Below are 16707 nucleotides of genomic sequence, written 5' to 3' on the forward strand. Positions count from 1 at the left end.
AAATCATAATTATCTTCACAATTTCTTAACATAAACGATATTAAAAGTTATAAATTTGCATCAGTTCAGTATTTTTAAAATTTAAAAATAAAGTTTTAAAAATCTGAAATTAACCCCAATAACCAAAACAAATTTAAATTATGAAGAAAATCTACTCTGCCTTATTATTGTTATTCGTCACAGTCGGTATCGCCCAAATCCCGAATACTTATTATACCACCGCCACAGGAACTGGCTACACATTAAAAACACAACTTTATAACATTATTAAAGGCCACACTGATAAAGGATATGCGGGATTGTACACAACTTACCAAACATCTGACCGTGATTACTACTATGAAAATGATGCTACAATATTAGACATGTATTCCGAAAAACCCACAGGAACTGATCCTTACACCTATTCTGCAGGAACAACACAAAGATGCGGAACCTATAGCGTAGAAGGCGATTGCTACAACAGAGAACACATTATTCCACAATCAACTTTCAATTCTGCCGCACCAATGGTTTCGGATGCGCATTTCATAACCCCAACTGATGGAAAAGTAAATGGTCAGCGTTCTAATTATCCACATGGACCTGTGACTACAGCAACTTGGACCTCCTTAAACGGAAGTAAACTTGGATCAAGTACAACTTCTGGTTATTCCGGTCCTATTTTCGAACCTATCAATGAATTCAAAGGTGATATTGCACGCATGTACTTTTATTTTGCAACACGTTACGAGAATACTGTAGCTGGTTATTCCTATGCAATGTTTAATGGCACAAGTAATCAGGTTTTCACTACAGCTTTTTTAAACTTATTGATCACATGGCACAATCAAGACCCTGTGAGTTCCAGAGAAATTGCTCGTAACAATGCCATTTACGCCATCCAAAACAATAGAAATCCTTATATTGATCACCCTGAATACGTTCAGGCAATATGGAATCCAACTGCTGATGCACAAGCTCCTACAGCTCCCGCAAATTTAGTGTCATCCGCAAAAACAACTACTTCAATTTCGCTTAGTTGGACAGCTTCAACTGACAATACTGCCGTAACTGGCTATAATGTATACATGGATAATGTATTAAAAACAACAGTAACTGGACTTACCACTACTATTACGGGATTAACAGCCGCAACAGCTTACTCTTTTAACGTGAAAGCTAAAGATGCCGCAGGGAATATTTCAGCATCTAGTAACATCCTAAGCGTAACTACTGCAGCAAATGGTGCAACTGCAACGGATTTATTATTTTCTGAATATATTGAAGGTTCTTCGAATAATAAAGCGTTAGAAATTTCAAATGCAACTGGTGCAGCAATCAACTTATCGATTTATAGCATCAAAAAACAAACTAATGGAGCCGGTGCTTGGAGTACAGGATTACCGCTGACGGGAACTTTAAATAATGGTAGTAAATTCACTATCGTAAATAGCCTAATGGCATCCAGTTGTTACCCAATAAGTTCTGCAAATATTTCTACATCAGCAACTGAGATGGCTTTTAACGGAAATGATGCTGTAGGGTTATTCAAAAATGGCGTTTTAATTGACATCATTGGAACTTTTAATGGCGGAACGGCAAACTTTGCAGCTGATGAAACAATCCGAAGAAAAGCTACTATTACTTCTCCAACGACCACTTTCAATAAAACGGCCCAGTGGGATTCATACACATCAGATACGTGTAACAATTTAGGAAGCCGTATGGTTGCAAAAGCGTCGAAAACAGAAACTGTTTTAGATATCAATGCAATTGTTATTTATCCAAATCCATCCCAGGGAACTTTCTCTGTCAATAATTCGAATAAAATGTATTCTATCGAAATTTATTCTATCATTGGTCAGAAAATTTACAGCGAAGAAAACAGCACCAAATCAGAAATTACGCTGCCAAACATTGCTAAAGGAACGTACTTGGTTCGCGTTAGCATCGATTCGGATTCGGTCATAAAGAAATTAATAATCAACTAATTCTAAAAGCGGCAAATTTGCCGCTTTTTTTATAGCCAAAATTTAATCTTAATTGTCTAAATTTGCACCGCAATACAACAAACTACATAACAATGATCCATTTCTTTGAAAACCAAAGCAAAACTGTTTTTGCCGTACACACGCAAAACGAAATTTCGGCTCAAGACATTTCAAAACTAAACTGGCTTTTTGCCGATTCAAATAAAATAGAAAAATCCGTACTGACGGATTTTTTTGTTGGTCCTCGCGCCACTATGATAACGCCTTGGAGCACTAATGCTGTGGAAATCACCCAAAACATGGGAATATCTGGCATCATTAGAATTGAAGAATTTCATAAAGCTACTGCTGATTTTTCGGATTTTGATCCGATGCTTTCGCAAAAATACACCGAGCTAAACCAAGATATTTTTACTATCAACGTACTTCCCGAAGCTATTTTGGACATCGATGATATTGCTGCTTACAACAAACAAGAAGGATTGTCTTTAAGTCCTGATGAAGTGGAATATTTAGATAATCTAGCGATTAAATTAGGACGAAAACTAACTGATTCTGAGATTTTTGGTTTCTCACAAGCCAATTCAGAACACTGTCGTCACAAGATTTTCAACGGAAAATTCATCATTGACGGAGAAGAAAAAGAATCTTCTTTGTTCAAATTAATCAAAAAAACATCTCAAGAAAACCCGAACGATATCGTTTCTGCTTATAAAGACAACGTTGCTTTTGTAAAAGGACCACGGGTACAACAATTTGCGCCAAAAAGTGCGGACAAACCTGATTTTTATGAAGTAAAAGAATTTGATTCGGTTATTTCATTAAAAGCAGAAACACATAATTTCCCAACAACAGTAGAGCCTTTCAATGGTGCTGCAACGGGTTCTGGTGGAGAAATTCGGGACCGTTTAGCAGGTGGACAAGGTTCTTTACCAATGGCTGGAACGGCAGTTTACATGACTTCATATTCTCGTTTAGCCGAAAACAGACCTTGGGAAAACGGTATGACCGAAAGAAAATGGTTGTATCAAACCCCAATGGATATTTTGATTAAAGCATCAAACGGAGCTTCTGATTTTGGAAATAAATTTGGACAACCGTTGATTACAGGTTCTATCCTGACTTTCGAACACGAAGAAGACGCACGCAAACTAGGTTTCGACAAAGTGATTATGCAAGCGGGTGGAATTGGGTATGGAAAATTAGACCAAGCGATTAAGAAAAAACCACAAACAGGTGATAAAATTGTTATCCTTGGTGGTGAAAATTACAGAATTGGAATGGGTGGAGCTGCAGTTTCTTCAGCTGACACAGGCGCTTTTAGTTCAGGAATTGAATTGAATGCGATTCAACGTTCGAACCCGGAAATGCAAAAACGTGCTGCCAATGCCATTCGTGGTTTGGTAGAAAGTGATATTAATCCAATTGTATCGATTCACGATCACGGAGCCGGAGGACATTTAAACTGTCTTTCGGAATTAGTGGAAGAAACAGGCGGATTAATTGATTTAGACAAATTGCCTGTGGGAGATCCTACCCTTTCGGCAAAAGAAATAATTGGTAACGAATCTCAAGAAAGAATGGGATTGGTTATCGCCAAAGAAAACATCGATTTATTACAAAAAATCGCTGACCGTGAGCGTTCCCCAATGTATCAAGTAGGAGACGTAACCGGAGATCACCGTTTTACTTTCGAATCAAAATCAACTGGTGCTAAACCAATGGATTTTGCGTTGGAAGACTTTTTTGGAAGTTCTCCAAAAGTAGTGATGACGGACAAAACAATTGAGAGAAACTATACTGATGTAACATACGACGAGAAAAACATTTCAACCTACTTAGAGCAAGTACTTCAACTGGAAGCGGTTGCTTGTAAAGACTGGTTGACCAATAAAGTAGACCGTTGTGTGGGTGGTAAAGTTGCCAAACAACAATGTGCTGGTCCGTTGCAATTACCATTGAATAATTGTGGCGTAATGGCGTTAGATTACCAGGGAATACAAGGAATTGCCACTGCGATTGGGCACTCACCTATAGCTTCATTAATTGATCCGGTGGCAGGAACAAGAACTGCTATTGCTGAATCTTTATCAAACATCGTTTGGGCACCAATAAAAGACGGATTAAAAGGAATTTCACTTTCGGCAAACTGGATGTGGGCGTGTAAAAACGAAGGCGAAGACGCTCGTTTATACGCTGCAGTTGAAGCGTGTTCCGATTTTGCAATCGAATTGGGAATCAACATTCCAACCGGAAAAGATTCACTTTCCATGAAACAAAAATATCCAAATGAAGAAGTAATTGCACCGGGAACGGTAATTATTTCAGCAGGTGGAAATTGTACCGATATTAGAAAAGTAGTAGAACCCGTTTTACAAAGAGACGGTGGTTCTATTTATTACATCAATTTATCCCAAGATGATTTCAAATTAGGCGGTTCTTCGTTTGCACAAACATTGAATACTATTGGAAAAGAAGTACCAACGATTAAAGACGCTGCATTTTTCAAAAGAGCCTTTAATACCATTCAAGAATTAATTTTAGATAACAATATCCTTGCAGGACACGATATAGGAAGTGGTGGTTTGATCACGACTTTATTAGAAATGTGTTTTGCAGATGTGAATTTGGGAGCAAAAATAGATTTCTCTCCCGAAGCTTCGGGATTTGAAGAAAAAGATTTGATAAAAATCCTCTTCTCTGAAAACATTGGAATTGTTATTCAAGCGAAATCAGATACCGAAGTGGAATCTAAATTAAACGCAAATAATGTTTCTTTCTATAAAATAGGAACTGCTACGAATGAAGCAACTTTAGACCTTGGACTTTCGACTTTTGATATAAAAGAATACAGAGACATTTGGTTCAAGACTTCGTTTTTATTAGACCAAAAACAATCGAAGAACGGAACGGCTCAAGCGCGTTTTGAAAATTATAAAAACCAAGCTTTAAATTATACTTTTCCTGCACATTTTACAGGAAAAAAACCAGTTATCGACGCTTCTCAAGCAAGACCTAAAGCAGCTATTATCCGTGAAAAAGGAAGTAACTCGGAGCGTGAAATGGCAAATGCAATGTACTTAGCCGGTTTTGATGTAAAAGACGTTCACATGACCGATTTGATTTCAGGACGTGAAACTTTAGAAGACATTCAGTTCATAGGCGCTGTTGGTGGATTCTCGAATTCAGATGTTTTAGGTTCTGCCAAAGGTTGGGCTGGAGCATTTTTATACAATGAAAAAGCAAAAACAGCTTTAGATAATTTCTTCAAAAGAGAGGATACATTGTCTGTTGGAATTTGTAATGGTTGTCAGTTATTTATGGAATTAGAAGTGATTAATCCGGAGCATGAAGTTCACGGAAAAATGCTGCACAACGAAAGTCATAAACACGAAAGTATTTTTACATCGGTTACGGTACAAGAAAACAATTCAGTGATGCTTTCTTCATTAGCAGGAAGTACACTTGGAGTTTGGGTTTCACACGGAGAGGGGAAATTCAACTTACCCATGGGTGAAGAAAATTATAATATTGTTGGAAAATATGGCTTCGATAGCTATCCTGCAAATCCAAACGGTTCAGATTACAATACAGCAATGCTATGTGATACAACAGGAAGACATTTAGTAATGATGCCGCACATTGAGCGTTCTACATTTCAATGGAACTGGGCACATTATCCAAAAGATAGAAACGATGAAGTTTCACCTTGGCATGAAGCTTTTGTCAATGCCAGAAAATGGATGGATAAAAAATAATTTATTATATAAATTTAAAAAAGCGTTCTTGAAAAAGAGCGCTTTTTTTATGACAAAAAATTGAAAAATTTTAAAAACAAAAGGGAAAAAATTAATAGACACAAAATCTATAATGCAACCTAACCTTTAGCCTCAACCAAATGGCGTTCAAAATAACTATCGGTTCTTGCAAAATATATCGTACCGATAATAAATTTTTGTGTTTTATTTAAAATCTTCTATTTACTTTATTGCGAACAAATATTTTAAGGAATCCAACTCATTTTTGAACTTGTCTCAACAATCTAAAATATTTGTTAGCAATATAGTTTTCTCTAGTAAAATTATTTACTTCAATTGAAGCAATTACAATAATCCTAAATTTATTTTTTTAGAATAGAGCCTGTAAAACCCTGTTGATTAAACAGACCGTCTAATGATTAAATTTCTAAAAAGGAACGTCGCTGTCATCATCAGGATCATTCAAATTACTTCCAAAAGCATCATTAGCAGATGGTAAATTTTTAGTAATAAAAGGATTATCATCTTGATTCATGCTGGATGGCAAATCATCATAGCCACCGCTGTAATCTTCCAAATTATCAAATTTTCCTAAATGTCCAATAAATTTCAAACGAACGTTTTCAATACTACCGTTACGGTGTTTTGCAATCATTATTTCTGCCTGACCCGCAGTAGGCGATGCTTCATCATCATCCCATTCGTCAATTTTGTAATATTCGGGACGGTATAAAAAAGATACAATATCGGCATCTTGCTCAATCGCTCCCGATTCACGTAAATCAGATAATAAAGGTCTTTTGCTGGATCCACGCGTTTCTACCGCACGCGACAATTGCGAAAGTGCAATTACAGGAACGTTCAATTCCTTGGCTAAAGCTTTTAAGTTTCGAGAAATCGTAGAAATCTCCTGCTCTCTATTTCCGCCTCCTTTTCCGTTTCCTCCGGCCGTCATCAATTGCAAATAATCGACAATTATGATTCGGATTCCATGTTGCGAAACCAAACGTCTGGCTTTGGCCCGTAAATCAAAAATCGATAACGAAGGCGTATCATCAATAAATAATGGTGCTTTTTCTAAATTCTTCACTTTAGTACTCAACTGTTCCCATTCGTGTTTTTCTAATTTTCCAGTACGCAATTTCTCCGATGACAAACCTGTTTCCGAAGAAATCAAACGGGTAATCAACTGAACGGATGCCATCTCCAGAGAAAATAAGGCAACTGGCATTCCGAAATCAATTGCCATATTTCGAGCCATCGATAATACGAATGCGGTCTTACCCATTGCAGGTCTTGCCGCTATAATAATTAAATCACTCGGCTGCCAACCAGAAGTAATCTTGTCTAACTTGTCAAAACCAGTGGCAACACCACTCAATCCTTCTTGACCGGCGATTTCCTCAATTCGTTTTTTGGCTTGCAATACTAAACTTTGTGCCGTTTCGGAACTTCGTTTGATATTTCCTTGTGTAACCTCGTATAATTTAGATTCGGCTCTGTCTAATAAATCAAAAACATCTGTTGTTTCGTCGTAAGAATCTTCGATAATTTCTGTCGAAATCCGAATCAAACTGCGTTGAATAAATTTTTGAAGAATAATTCTGGAGTGAAATTCAATGTGTGCCGAAGACGATATCTTTTGCGTAAGCTGAATTAAATAAAAATCACCCCCTGCCAACTCTAACTTTGCATTTTTTTTCAGTTGAGCAGAAACGGTTAATAAGTCAATCGGCTGCGTTTCTGTAAACAGTTGCACGATAGCCTCAAAAATATGTTTGTGTGCTTCTTTGTAAAAAGCATCGGGCTGTAAAATATCAATTACATCATCAACTCCTTTTTTATCAATCATCATGGCACCTAATACAGCTTCCTCTAAGTCGAGAACCTGCGGTTGCAATTTTCCTTTTTCAAGGCTTATAATAGTAGTTTTATCAACCTTCACAGGATTAATATTTCTGAAGTTTTCCATAGAACGAAAGTAGCAAAAATTAAAAAAAAATCGACATTGAGTTGTTACAAATAAATGTTCATAACTAACTATTTTTTGTTTATAACCCAAAAAAAATCCGTCTCGTTCTAGGTTTTAGCACGAGACGGATTAAATATCAAATTGTAAGATTTTACTCTTTATATTCGCCCATTTTGCTGTATTTCTCCATCCTCTGGGCAATTAATTGTTCTGTTGATAAGTCTTTCAACTCATTAAAACCCTTCATAATATATTGCTCTACGGTTTTGAAAGCAGTTTCTCTGTCGTAGTGTGCTCCACCTAACGGTTCTGGAATAATATCATCTACTAATTTTTGCTTTTTCATGTCAGCCGATGTCAACTTCAAGGCTTCAGCAGCCTGTTCTTTATATTCCCAGCTTTTCCATAAAATAGAAGAACATGATTCTGGCGAAATAACGGAATACCAAGTGTTTTCCATCATATATACTTTGTCCCCCACTCCTATTCCTAATGCGCCACCTGAAGCTCCTTCACCAACAATAACGGTGATAATAGGCACTTTTAAGCGAATCATTTCAAATATGTTTCTGGCAATAGCTTCTCCTTGTCCGCGTTCCTCTGCTTCTAATCCTGGATAAGCGCCCGGAGTATCAATCAAAGTCAAAACTGGAATACCAAATTTCTCTGCCATTTTCATCAATCGCAACGCTTTTCTATATCCTTCCGGATTGGCCATTCCAAAATTACGGAACTGACGCGTCTTAGTATTGAATCCTTTTTGTTGACCCACAATCATAAAGGATTGTCCATCAATTTTTCCTAAACCACCAATCATGGCTTTGTCATCTTTAAAACCTCTGTCTCCAAAAAGTTCCAGAAAAGTATCACCGCACAAAGCGCGAACGTGATCCATTGTATACGGACGACTTGGATGTCTGGAAAGCTGAACACGTTGCCAAGCAGTCAGATTCTTATAAATATTCCTTTTAGTCTCTTCTAGTTTCTTGTTGATTTGTTTGCAAGTATTCGTTACATCAACATCTGATTCCTGACCAATAACGAGACATTTGTCTAACTGTTCTTCTAGTTCTTTTATTGGAAGCTCAAAATCTAAATATTCCATAGGATTTTTGCGTTTTTGTTTTTATTTCGAACCGCAAATATAAAATTTTAAATCGTTCGAAAAGGTAAATATTCTATTTATATGTAAAAGTTTGCTTCAATAAAGCAGGAAGTTCTTATTCTGTATTACCCTTTTGATAGTGTTTAATTGCACCATTTAGGATTACTGTGATTACTATTATCAGTGCACCAATGTAAAATTCAAAACTCATTTTCTCTTTTCCGCCAAGGATGAAATACGCCAAAATAATTCCGTAAACTGGTTCTAAGTTAGTAGTCAGCATTACCGTATACGGCGTTAGTTTTTGCATTACTTTCACCGATGCCGTAAAAGCATACGCAGTACAAACCGTGGCTAAAATCAGGATCAAAATCCAATTATTAGCGGTCAATACGAAAAAGTCCAATGTAAATTTTCCTTGAAATAAAAAGTAAATGGTGATAAATATAACACCTGCCAAGAATTCATAAAACGAGATAACTGAAGGATCGTGATCCGCAATCAGCTTTCCGTTCATCAGCGTAAACAAAACACCTAATATAATGGATGCTAAAGCGTACAACATTCCGTCAAGGTAATTGATTTCGACTTTCATAATCAGTGCCAATCCAGCGATTATGATGAGTCCAAAAAAGACTTCGTACCACAAAACCTTTCGACCATAAAAAAGCGGCTCTAAAATAGATGCGAAAAAAGCACCCAATGAAAAAACCGACAGTGTTATCGACACATTAGAAACATGAATCGCTTTGAAAAAAAAGATCCAATGTAATGCAATCAATAACCCGACGAAAATCAATTTAAGGAACGATTTTAAGGGAATTCGAAACGATTTTTTCTTAAAAACCAAAAACAGCGCTATAAAGACAGCTGCAAAAAACATGCGATACCAAACCAAAGCATCTGCTGTTATGGTGATTAAAGCGCCCAAAATGGCGGTAAAACCCCAAATAAAAACAATCAAATGGAGGTTTAAATAACTTTTTAAATTATCGTTTTGCATTTCGTAATAAATAAATGGCTAAAATTCCAAAAGCAATATTGGGCAACCAAACCGCTAACATTGGTGGAATACTCGATTTTTCGGCTAATACACCAAAGATTTTATCAAAAAACACAAAGGCAAAAGCCAGTGCAATTCCAATGGCCAGATTCGTCCCCATTCCACCTCTACGCTTCATCGAAGAAACGGCTACGGCAATAATAGTCAGAATAAATGCCGATACCGGAACGCTATATTTTTTATACAAAACCACTAAATACACGTTGATATTAGAGGAACCTCTTTCTCTTTCTTTTTCGATGAAAGCATTCAATTTTCCTAAGCTCAACGTTTCCGCAATATAAACTACAGGTGTTAAATCCTCTAAATCAAAAGTAAAAACAGCATTTTTTTCCGGCAGCTTTTCAATTTTATCATTCAGTTCACCTACCGTTCTTTTCGTGTAATCATACATCGTGTAGGTGCTGTCCTTTGGATTCCATTTGATTCTGCTGGCCGTTATTTTATGAACTAATTTCTCGTTTTTAAATTTCTCCAAGGAGAAATTAAAAGCAATTTTAGATTCCGTATTGAAACTGTTTACATAAATGAATTCATTGTCATTGATCTGGCGATACACATCCGTATTATCACCACGCATCGCTTCTTTTCCGCCTCCTTTCAAATACGTGTACCTGAAATTATTAAAACCTTCACTGGCCGCCGGAACGACAAAGAAACCCATTAACAATACAAAAACTGAAACGATGGAAGCACCTATAATATAGGGTCTTAAAAATCGTGTAAATGAAATCCCCGAACTTAAAATGGCAATAATCTCCGTATCATTCGCCAGTTTTGACGTGAACCAAATTACCGATAAAAACAAAAATATCGGAAAAAGGGAATTGGCAAAATAAACCGTAAAGTTGTAATAATAAAGAGCAATCTCTAAAAACGGAACTTTATTTTCCAGCATTTTATTGATCTTCTCAGATACATCAACAACGATTCCTATGGGGATAAACAACAACAGCATCACCGCAAATGTGGCTAAATATCTTTTTAGGATGTATTTGTCTATTATTGTAAGCATGTTTTTGTTTAAGGTTTAAAGTTTAAGGTTTAAAGTCAGCGCTGGAACGTTAAACTTTAAACCTTAAACATTTTTTTTACAAACGTTGGCTCATATTTTTCACCATCATTTCTTTCCAAGGTCTGAAATCGCCCGCTAAGATATGTTTTCTGGCTTCACGAACCAACCACATATAAAAACCAAGATTGTGTATCGTGGCAATTTGTTTTCCTAGGTATTCATTAGCAGCAAAAAGGTGGCGCAAATACGCTTTTGTGTATTCCGTATCCACGTAAGTGATTGCCATTTCGTCAATTGGAGAAAAATCAGCTTCCCACTTTTTATTTTTGATATTTATGGTACCATTTGCAGTAAACAACATTCCGTTTCTGGCGTTACGCGTAGGCATCACACAGTCAAACATGTCAATTCCAAGGGCAATATTTTCCAAAATATTGATCGGAGTTCCCACGCCCATCAAGTAACGCGGTTTGTCTTCCGGTAAAATTTCGCAAACCACTTCGGTCATCGCGTACATTTCCTCCGCAGGTTCCCCTACTGAAAGTCCACCAATGGCATTTCCTACTTGATTTGAATTCGCAATATATTCCGCTGATTGCTGACGTAAATCTTTATAGCAACTTCCCTGAACAATTGGGAAAAAAGCTTGATCGTAACCGTATTTTACAGGCTGCGTGTCTAAATGATTGATACAACGGTCTAACCAGCGATGCGTCATTTTCATCGAACGTTTCGCGTAATTGTAATCACAAGGATACGGCGTACACTCATCAAAAGCCATGATAATATCGGCACCAATGGTACGTTGAATTTCCATCACATTCTCTGGTGTAAAAAAGTGGTACGAACCGTCAATATGCGATTTGAACTTCACTCCTTCTTCCTTAATTTTTCTGTTGGCCGAGAGTGAATACACTTGGTAGCCACCAGAATCCGTCAAAATATTACGGTCCCAATTCATGAATTTATGCAAACCACCAGCTTTCTCCAGGATTTCCGTTTGTGGTCGCAAATATAAGTGGTAGGTATTTCCCAGGATAATATCCGGGTTAATGTCTTCTTTCAGTTCCCGTTGATGCACTCCTTTTACCGAAGCTACGGTACCCACAGGCATAAAAATTGGAGTTTCAATCACCCCGTGATCAGTAGTAATACTTCCCGCTCTGGCTTTCGACTGCGGATCTTTTTTTAATAAATCAAACTTCATAGTAACGTATTTCACCCGATTGTTCGGCTGGCAAAGATAGGTTAATTTGAAATCTACATCAAAAAAATGTTTTCCATCATATAAAGTATAAAAGTGTCCCAAAAGGTATAGGGATAACAACTAAAATACACCTGCTTTTTAAGAGAAAAATGAGGCAATTATAGTATTCAAAAATACGTGTCGCATTTAGTACTTGGTTTTGGGCGTGCCCTAAAAAGGTCGGGCTATCCGTTACAAACAAAGTTCACTGAACTCCGCTAAAAATTAAAAACATTGTGAAGTAATCTTTTATTCCGCTGCGCTTCATAAAAGGATTTCCACTGCAAACGAAGTTCACTGAACTCCTATGAAAAATATCAAAAAAGTGAAGTAATCCCTCACGCGAAATTTGGTTTAACAACAACTAAAATCTTCTCATTAATATTCAAAAAGCCTCTAACTAATTAAAAAAACTTTTGATAATTTGTAAGAAAATTTTAATATATTTGAAAATAAATAAAGCGAAACAAACCTTCACAAATCTACCCATATTAGGGTGTATACAGGAAGGTTTGTTTCGCCTATATACAAGTTATGGCTCAGTTTAAAGAACCGAAAAACAGAAAGTAATATGATAGACAATTTCACTAAAAAGAACTTAACAGAATTAAGTGAATTTCAAAGAATAAGAAATAATGTTTATGTTGAATGGTTAAAAAATATATTAACTATTGCCACAGCTATTTTAGCTGTTTTAATCTCATTAAAATCTGAAAAGTCAAATACTTTTACTGAAAGTTTCTTTTATTTATCTACCATATTCTTATCTGGTATTGGAATCCTTTTCGGTGTAATTGTTTTATATTCTTACGTAGAACTTGAAAATCTTTCTGTAAAAAAGAAGAGGGAACAAGTATTACTACTGTTGGACAAAAAAGAAATCGATAGCGTTGAAACAGTAGAATTACCGAAGTTCTATAAGGTCTTTGAATATATTTGTAATATTTCATTATTTTTATCTTTGATTTCATTATTGATTTATGGATTTATAAATGAGATTTAGTTAAAAGAAAACCGAAGCCATAACAGCTGTCTGCGGCTGCTGTGGGATTTGGTGGAATTACCGTTTCGCATCAACTTTCTGCAAAGCCGAAAATTGAAAGGTTACGAATTCCCAGCCATCTCAAAGTGGCGAAGCGTTGGGGGTAATGTTGCCCAAAAAACGAAAAAGTAATAAACAACAATAGAATTGAAAAACATAAATTTTGACTTTTTAAAACCAACAATTATATTCTCTATTATTGGAATTTTTATTCCTGGCTTTACTGCAATGGGATTAATCGGAACGCAAATGATATTAAATTCATTTGGAATAGAATGCACAGTAGTGTGGAAAATAATTTGGACTTCAACAATAATACTTGGAATTGTTTCACCTGTTATTTTTGTAAAATATATTAGAAATATTACGGACGAAAAATTAAAGACTTTGAAAACGAAATTGACAATATTTAATTTAGTCGAATATGTTTGTATTCAGTCAAGTATTGGGAGTTTATTTTCGAATAGTAACACATTATGTTATGGAAGTGGAGGACAAAACGGCCTAGAATTAGTATTTACTGCTTGGTTAGCATTGCCAATATTAATTGTAATGAGTATTGTTTTTAACCGAATAATTAGCCGAAATGAAAACACAGCAGATTAATAAACACTACCGCCAACTGCCATTTTGAGCTAACTGGAATTTAGTGGAATTATCGTTTCGCATCAAGTTTTCGTTAAGCCGAAAACTCAAAAGTTACGAATTTCCAGCCCTTTCAAAGTGGCGAAGCGAACGTTGGAGGCAATTTTAACACTCTGCGGTTGTAACAAACTATTTTTTTTAAAGACTTGTTAAAGAAAAAGACAGTATGGAAACGAACCGAAGACTTTGGCTGAAAAAAATTGGAATTGGAGTAGCTGGTATTGGACTTTCAAACTTCAATTCATTTGCTTCTCCGCTAGTATCAGAAAATTTAATTAATAGTTTTGAAAATGATGCTAACTTAATTTTTTTACGCTCAAATGAAAACCCCTATGGTCCATCTCCGTTAGCAAGGAAAGCATTTGTAGACAATGCGAATATAAGTAACCGATACAATTGGGATGTTGCGACACAACTGATTGCTGATCTTGCAAAAAAAAATAGTGTTCAAGACGACAACATATTGTTGGGAGCTGGTTCAACTGAAATTTTAGATTTGGTTGCGAAATTTGTATCACTAGACAAAGGACACGAACCGAAGGTGACTGGCAACGCAAATTATGTAATCGCAGACCCAAGCTATGATTATTGGACAGTTACATTAGATAATTTAGGTTTAACGAAAAATAAAATACCGCTTACAACCGACAAGAAAATTAATTTGCAAGCTATGTTGGCAGCTGTAAACCAAGATACAAAACTTGTTTATATCTGTAATCCAAACAACCCAACAGGAACAATTTGTGAAAGAGAAGCATTGGTAGAATTTGTAACCACGATTTCACAAAATACAATTGTATTAATTGATGAGGCATATTTGGACTTTACTAAACAGCAATCCCTTAGTAATCTCGTAAATGACCGCAAAAATATTATTATCGCCAAAACATTTTCCAAAATGTATGGTTTGGCTGGAGCACGGATTGGGTATGCAATTGCGAACAAAACAATAATTGATAATTTGGCAAATTTGCAATCTAATACAAATAATAGTGTTAGTGTATTATCAAAACTTGCTGCTATAGCTTCGTTGAAAGATGACAAATTTGTTTCAAATTGCTACTTGCTAAATGAAAATGTAAGACAATATACTATTGACGAACTCAAAAAATTAAATTGTGAGTGCATTTCTTCTAATACAAATTTCATCTATTTTTCACTTGCAAAATACAACAAGGATTATTTCAAGCAATTAGAAAACAATAATATTGAAGGCGGAAGAATATATGAAGAGCAAGGTAAATGGACTAGGATTACAGTGGGTAAAATGGACGAAATGAAAAAATTTATTAAAGCAATACAATAAAAAACTGCCTCCAACTGCACTGATATACCAAAATCGTTAGCGCAGTTTTGCAAGGTTCCCACAGCAGTATGCAAATAACAAAAACAACAAAAAACCGCTACAAAGTATAAAGCTACAACAACCAGAGATGCTTATTTATTAGAATAACTACAGTGGGCTATCTACCTGTTTGTAATACTATTTGCGACTTATTTTATTTCATAAACAAACAATTCGTTTTTTATTAAAGAATTTTAATTGTAGTTTAAATCATATATATTTACTGACTGATTAGCTAAATAGAGTTCGTTTAAAGGTTTTTAGACGAACTGACTTCTAGCTGCTATTAAAGAACCGACCACAAACAAAAGAAATTTCACAGAAAAAATATGAATTGTAAAACTTACAACAAAGAATTAACCTCAAAGTATTGTCCAGACTGTGGACAACCATCCGAACTGAAAAGAATTGACGGACATTACATAATACACGAAATTGAGCACGTTTTACATTTTGAACGTGGAATCTTATATACAATCAGAGAACTGATACTAAATCCAGGACAAAACATTAGAAATTATTTTACGCATAATAGAACTCGACTTGTGAAGCCAATTATTTTTATAATTGTAACCTCTTTGATTTATACACTTTTAAACCACTTTTTCCACATTGAAGACGAATACGTAAAATATCACGAAGCTAAAAAGTCTACTACAGGCTCAATCGTAAAATGGATGCAAGACCATTATGGCTATGCAAACATTATGATGGGGGTCTTCATTGCTTTATGGGTAAAACTATTTTTTAAAAAGTACAACTATAACTTTTACGAAATTTTGATAATGCTTTGCTTTGTTATGGGAATGGGAATGTTGATTTTTTCCGTTTTTGTACTCATAGAAGGTCTGACACATTTTCACGTTATGACAATTGCGGGTGTAATAGGTATTGCATATTGTACTTGGGCAATCGGACATTTTTTTGACAAGAAAAAAGCAGGTAATTATGTAAAAGCACTCACAGCTTATATTTTAGGAATGATTACGTTTTGGGTTTTGCCAGTTATTTTTGGAACATTGATAGATATATTAAGCAAACATTAGAAACTATGAACAATAAAAAAGGAATACCATTTCCCCTATTAATTATCGCAATCGTATTGGGTTGGACAATTGTTAAACAATTTGATTTTGAAAACTTGAAATTTGAAAAACCTGCAATGGCAGTAATTTACATTTTGACCTTTGTAATGACCGTTTACATGATTTTTAAGAATAATAATCAAGATGTAGAAAAATAGCATCTGCCAACAGCTAGAGTTTCGTTGCGTGCCAAGCATGAGCAATGAAACTCCGGTTGAAAAGCTTGTCCATTTTTTTGCGAGAACCAGTCACTGGCAGGAACTATGGAGTTATCGTAAAGTTTTGAAAGTCAATTTAAAACGAATCCGCCAGCATGGGAATTTTTTTATACACAAGCACCGTCCTACAAAAAAGTAATGACCCATTGGATTATGACGGCAAAACAGGAAAAAACCAGAATAGTAAGGCTTGAAATAACGAAACAAATTAGTGAGCAACAAAAACGAATGCTATAAAAA

At 35.5% G+C, this 16707-nt stretch carries 12 protein-coding genes and 1 pseudogene; 8 read left to right on the forward strand and 5 right to left on the reverse strand.

Going from position 1 to position 16707, the window contains the following annotated elements; genetic code table 11:
• Nucleotides 1-140: 140 nt before the first annotated feature.
• The gene (locus DR871_RS10635; RefSeq protein ID WP_113666269.1) at nt 141-1973 is read left to right on the forward strand and encodes an endonuclease; all 1833 of its coding nucleotides are present in this window, start codon (nt 141-143) and stop codon (nt 1971-1973) included.
• Between the two features lie 92 nt (nt 1974-2065).
• Nucleotides 2066-5731 (forward strand): phosphoribosylformylglycinamidine synthase, encoded by a 3666-nt coding sequence (purL, locus tag DR871_RS10640; protein WP_113666270.1) that lies wholly within the window; start codon nt 2066-2068, stop codon nt 5729-5731.
• A gap of 427 nt (nt 5732-6158) precedes the next feature.
• Here the strand turns inward: purL and dnaB are convergent, their stop codons facing one another.
• The 5 genes from dnaB to tgt form a co-directional block, all read right to left on the reverse strand.
• Nucleotides 6159-7703, reverse strand: coding sequence for a replicative DNA helicase (gene dnaB / locus DR871_RS10645; RefSeq protein WP_073350996.1), 1545 nt, complete (start codon nt 7701-7703; stop codon nt 6159-6161).
• Nucleotides 7704-7854: 151 nt separating this feature from the next.
• A complete protein-coding gene (locus DR871_RS10650; RefSeq protein WP_113666271.1) occupies nt 7855-8808 on the reverse strand; it encodes an acetyl-CoA carboxylase carboxyltransferase subunit alpha in 954 nt (317 codons plus the stop codon).
• A gap of 115 nt (nt 8809-8923) precedes the next feature.
• Nucleotides 8924-9811 carry a DMT family transporter gene (locus tag DR871_RS10655; RefSeq protein WP_113666272.1) on the reverse strand — a complete coding sequence of 296 codons (888 nt, stop codon included), beginning with the start codon at nt 9809-9811 and terminating at the stop codon, nt 8924-8926.
• Nucleotides 9798-10886: an LptF/LptG family permease gene (locus DR871_RS10660; protein WP_113666273.1), complete on the reverse strand. Its 1089-nt coding sequence runs from the start codon at nt 10884-10886 to the stop codon at nt 9798-9800. The genes DR871_RS10655 and DR871_RS10660 overlap by 14 nt, the downstream gene beginning before the upstream one ends.
• Before the next feature lie 76 nt (nt 10887-10962).
• The gene (gene tgt, locus DR871_RS10665; RefSeq protein WP_091171344.1) at nt 10963-12093 is read right to left on the reverse strand and encodes a tRNA guanosine(34) transglycosylase Tgt; all 1131 of its coding nucleotides are present in this window, start codon (nt 12091-12093) and stop codon (nt 10963-10965) included.
• Nucleotides 12094-12703: 610 nt separating this feature from the next.
• On the opposite strand from tgt, the gene DR871_RS10670 reads away from it, so the two are divergent.
• The 6 genes and pseudogenes from DR871_RS10670 to DR871_RS10695 form a co-directional block, all read left to right on the forward strand.
• On the forward strand, nt 12704-13135 hold the full coding sequence (locus DR871_RS10670) for a hypothetical protein (RefSeq protein WP_113666274.1): 432 nt from the start codon (nt 12704-12706) through the stop codon (nt 13133-13135).
• A gap of 186 nt (nt 13136-13321) precedes the next feature.
• The gene (locus DR871_RS10675) at nt 13322-13780 is read left to right on the forward strand and encodes a hypothetical protein (protein ID WP_113666275.1); all 459 of its coding nucleotides are present in this window, start codon (nt 13322-13324) and stop codon (nt 13778-13780) included.
• A gap of 205 nt (nt 13781-13985) precedes the next feature.
• Complete coding sequence (locus tag DR871_RS10680) at nt 13986-15125, forward strand: pyridoxal phosphate-dependent aminotransferase (RefSeq protein ID WP_113666276.1); 1140 nt, start codon at nt 13986-13988, stop codon at nt 15123-15125.
• Nucleotides 15126-15493: 368 nt separating this feature from the next.
• Entirely contained in the window at nt 15494-16210 is a 717-nt protein-coding gene (locus DR871_RS10685; protein ID WP_113666277.1) for a DUF3667 domain-containing protein, read from the forward strand.
• Nucleotides 16211-16215: 5 nt separating this feature from the next.
• Nucleotides 16216-16407: a hypothetical protein gene (locus DR871_RS10690; RefSeq protein ID WP_113666278.1), complete on the forward strand. Its 192-nt coding sequence runs from the start codon at nt 16216-16218 to the stop codon at nt 16405-16407.
• 135 nt (nt 16408-16542) lie between these two features.
• Nucleotides 16543-16704 (forward strand): annotated as a pseudogene (locus tag DR871_RS10695) (YdeI/OmpD-associated family protein); the annotation flags it as partial.
• Between the last annotated feature and the right edge of the window lie 3 nt (nt 16705-16707).

This window comes from Flavobacterium petrolei (genome assembly GCF_003314435.2).
Classification (GTDB): domain Bacteria; phylum Bacteroidota; class Bacteroidia; order Flavobacteriales; family Flavobacteriaceae; genus Flavobacterium; species Flavobacterium petrolei.

Coding starts and splice junctions, on each gene's coding strand:
- DR871_RS10635 (WP_113666269.1), top strand. CDS start 141: ATGAAGAAAATCTACTCTGCCTTATTATTGTTATTCGTCACAGTCGGT.
- purL (WP_113666270.1), top strand. CDS start 2,066: ATGATCCATTTCTTTGAAAACCAAAGCAAAACTGTTTTTGCCGTACAC.
- dnaB (WP_073350996.1), bottom strand. CDS start 7,703: ATGGAAAACTTCAGAAATATTAATCCTGTGAAGGTTGATAAAACTACT.
- DR871_RS10650 (WP_113666271.1), bottom strand. CDS start 8,808: ATGGAATATTTAGATTTTGAGCTTCCAATAAAAGAACTAGAAGAACAG.
- DR871_RS10655 (WP_113666272.1), bottom strand. CDS start 9,811: ATGCAAAACGATAATTTAAAAAGTTATTTAAACCTCCATTTGATTGTT.
- DR871_RS10660 (WP_113666273.1), bottom strand. CDS start 10,886: ATGCTTACAATAATAGACAAATACATCCTAAAAAGATATTTAGCCACA.
- tgt (WP_091171344.1), bottom strand. CDS start 12,093: ATGAAGTTTGATTTATTAAAAAAAGATCCGCAGTCGAAAGCCAGAGCG.
- DR871_RS10670 (WP_113666274.1), top strand. CDS start 12,704: ATGATAGACAATTTCACTAAAAAGAACTTAACAGAATTAAGTGAATTT.
- DR871_RS10680 (WP_113666276.1), top strand. CDS start 13,986: ATGGAAACGAACCGAAGACTTTGGCTGAAAAAAATTGGAATTGGAGTA.
- DR871_RS10685 (WP_113666277.1), top strand. CDS start 15,494: ATGAATTGTAAAACTTACAACAAAGAATTAACCTCAAAGTATTGTCCA.
- DR871_RS10690 (WP_113666278.1), top strand. CDS start 16,216: ATGAACAATAAAAAAGGAATACCATTTCCCCTATTAATTATCGCAATC.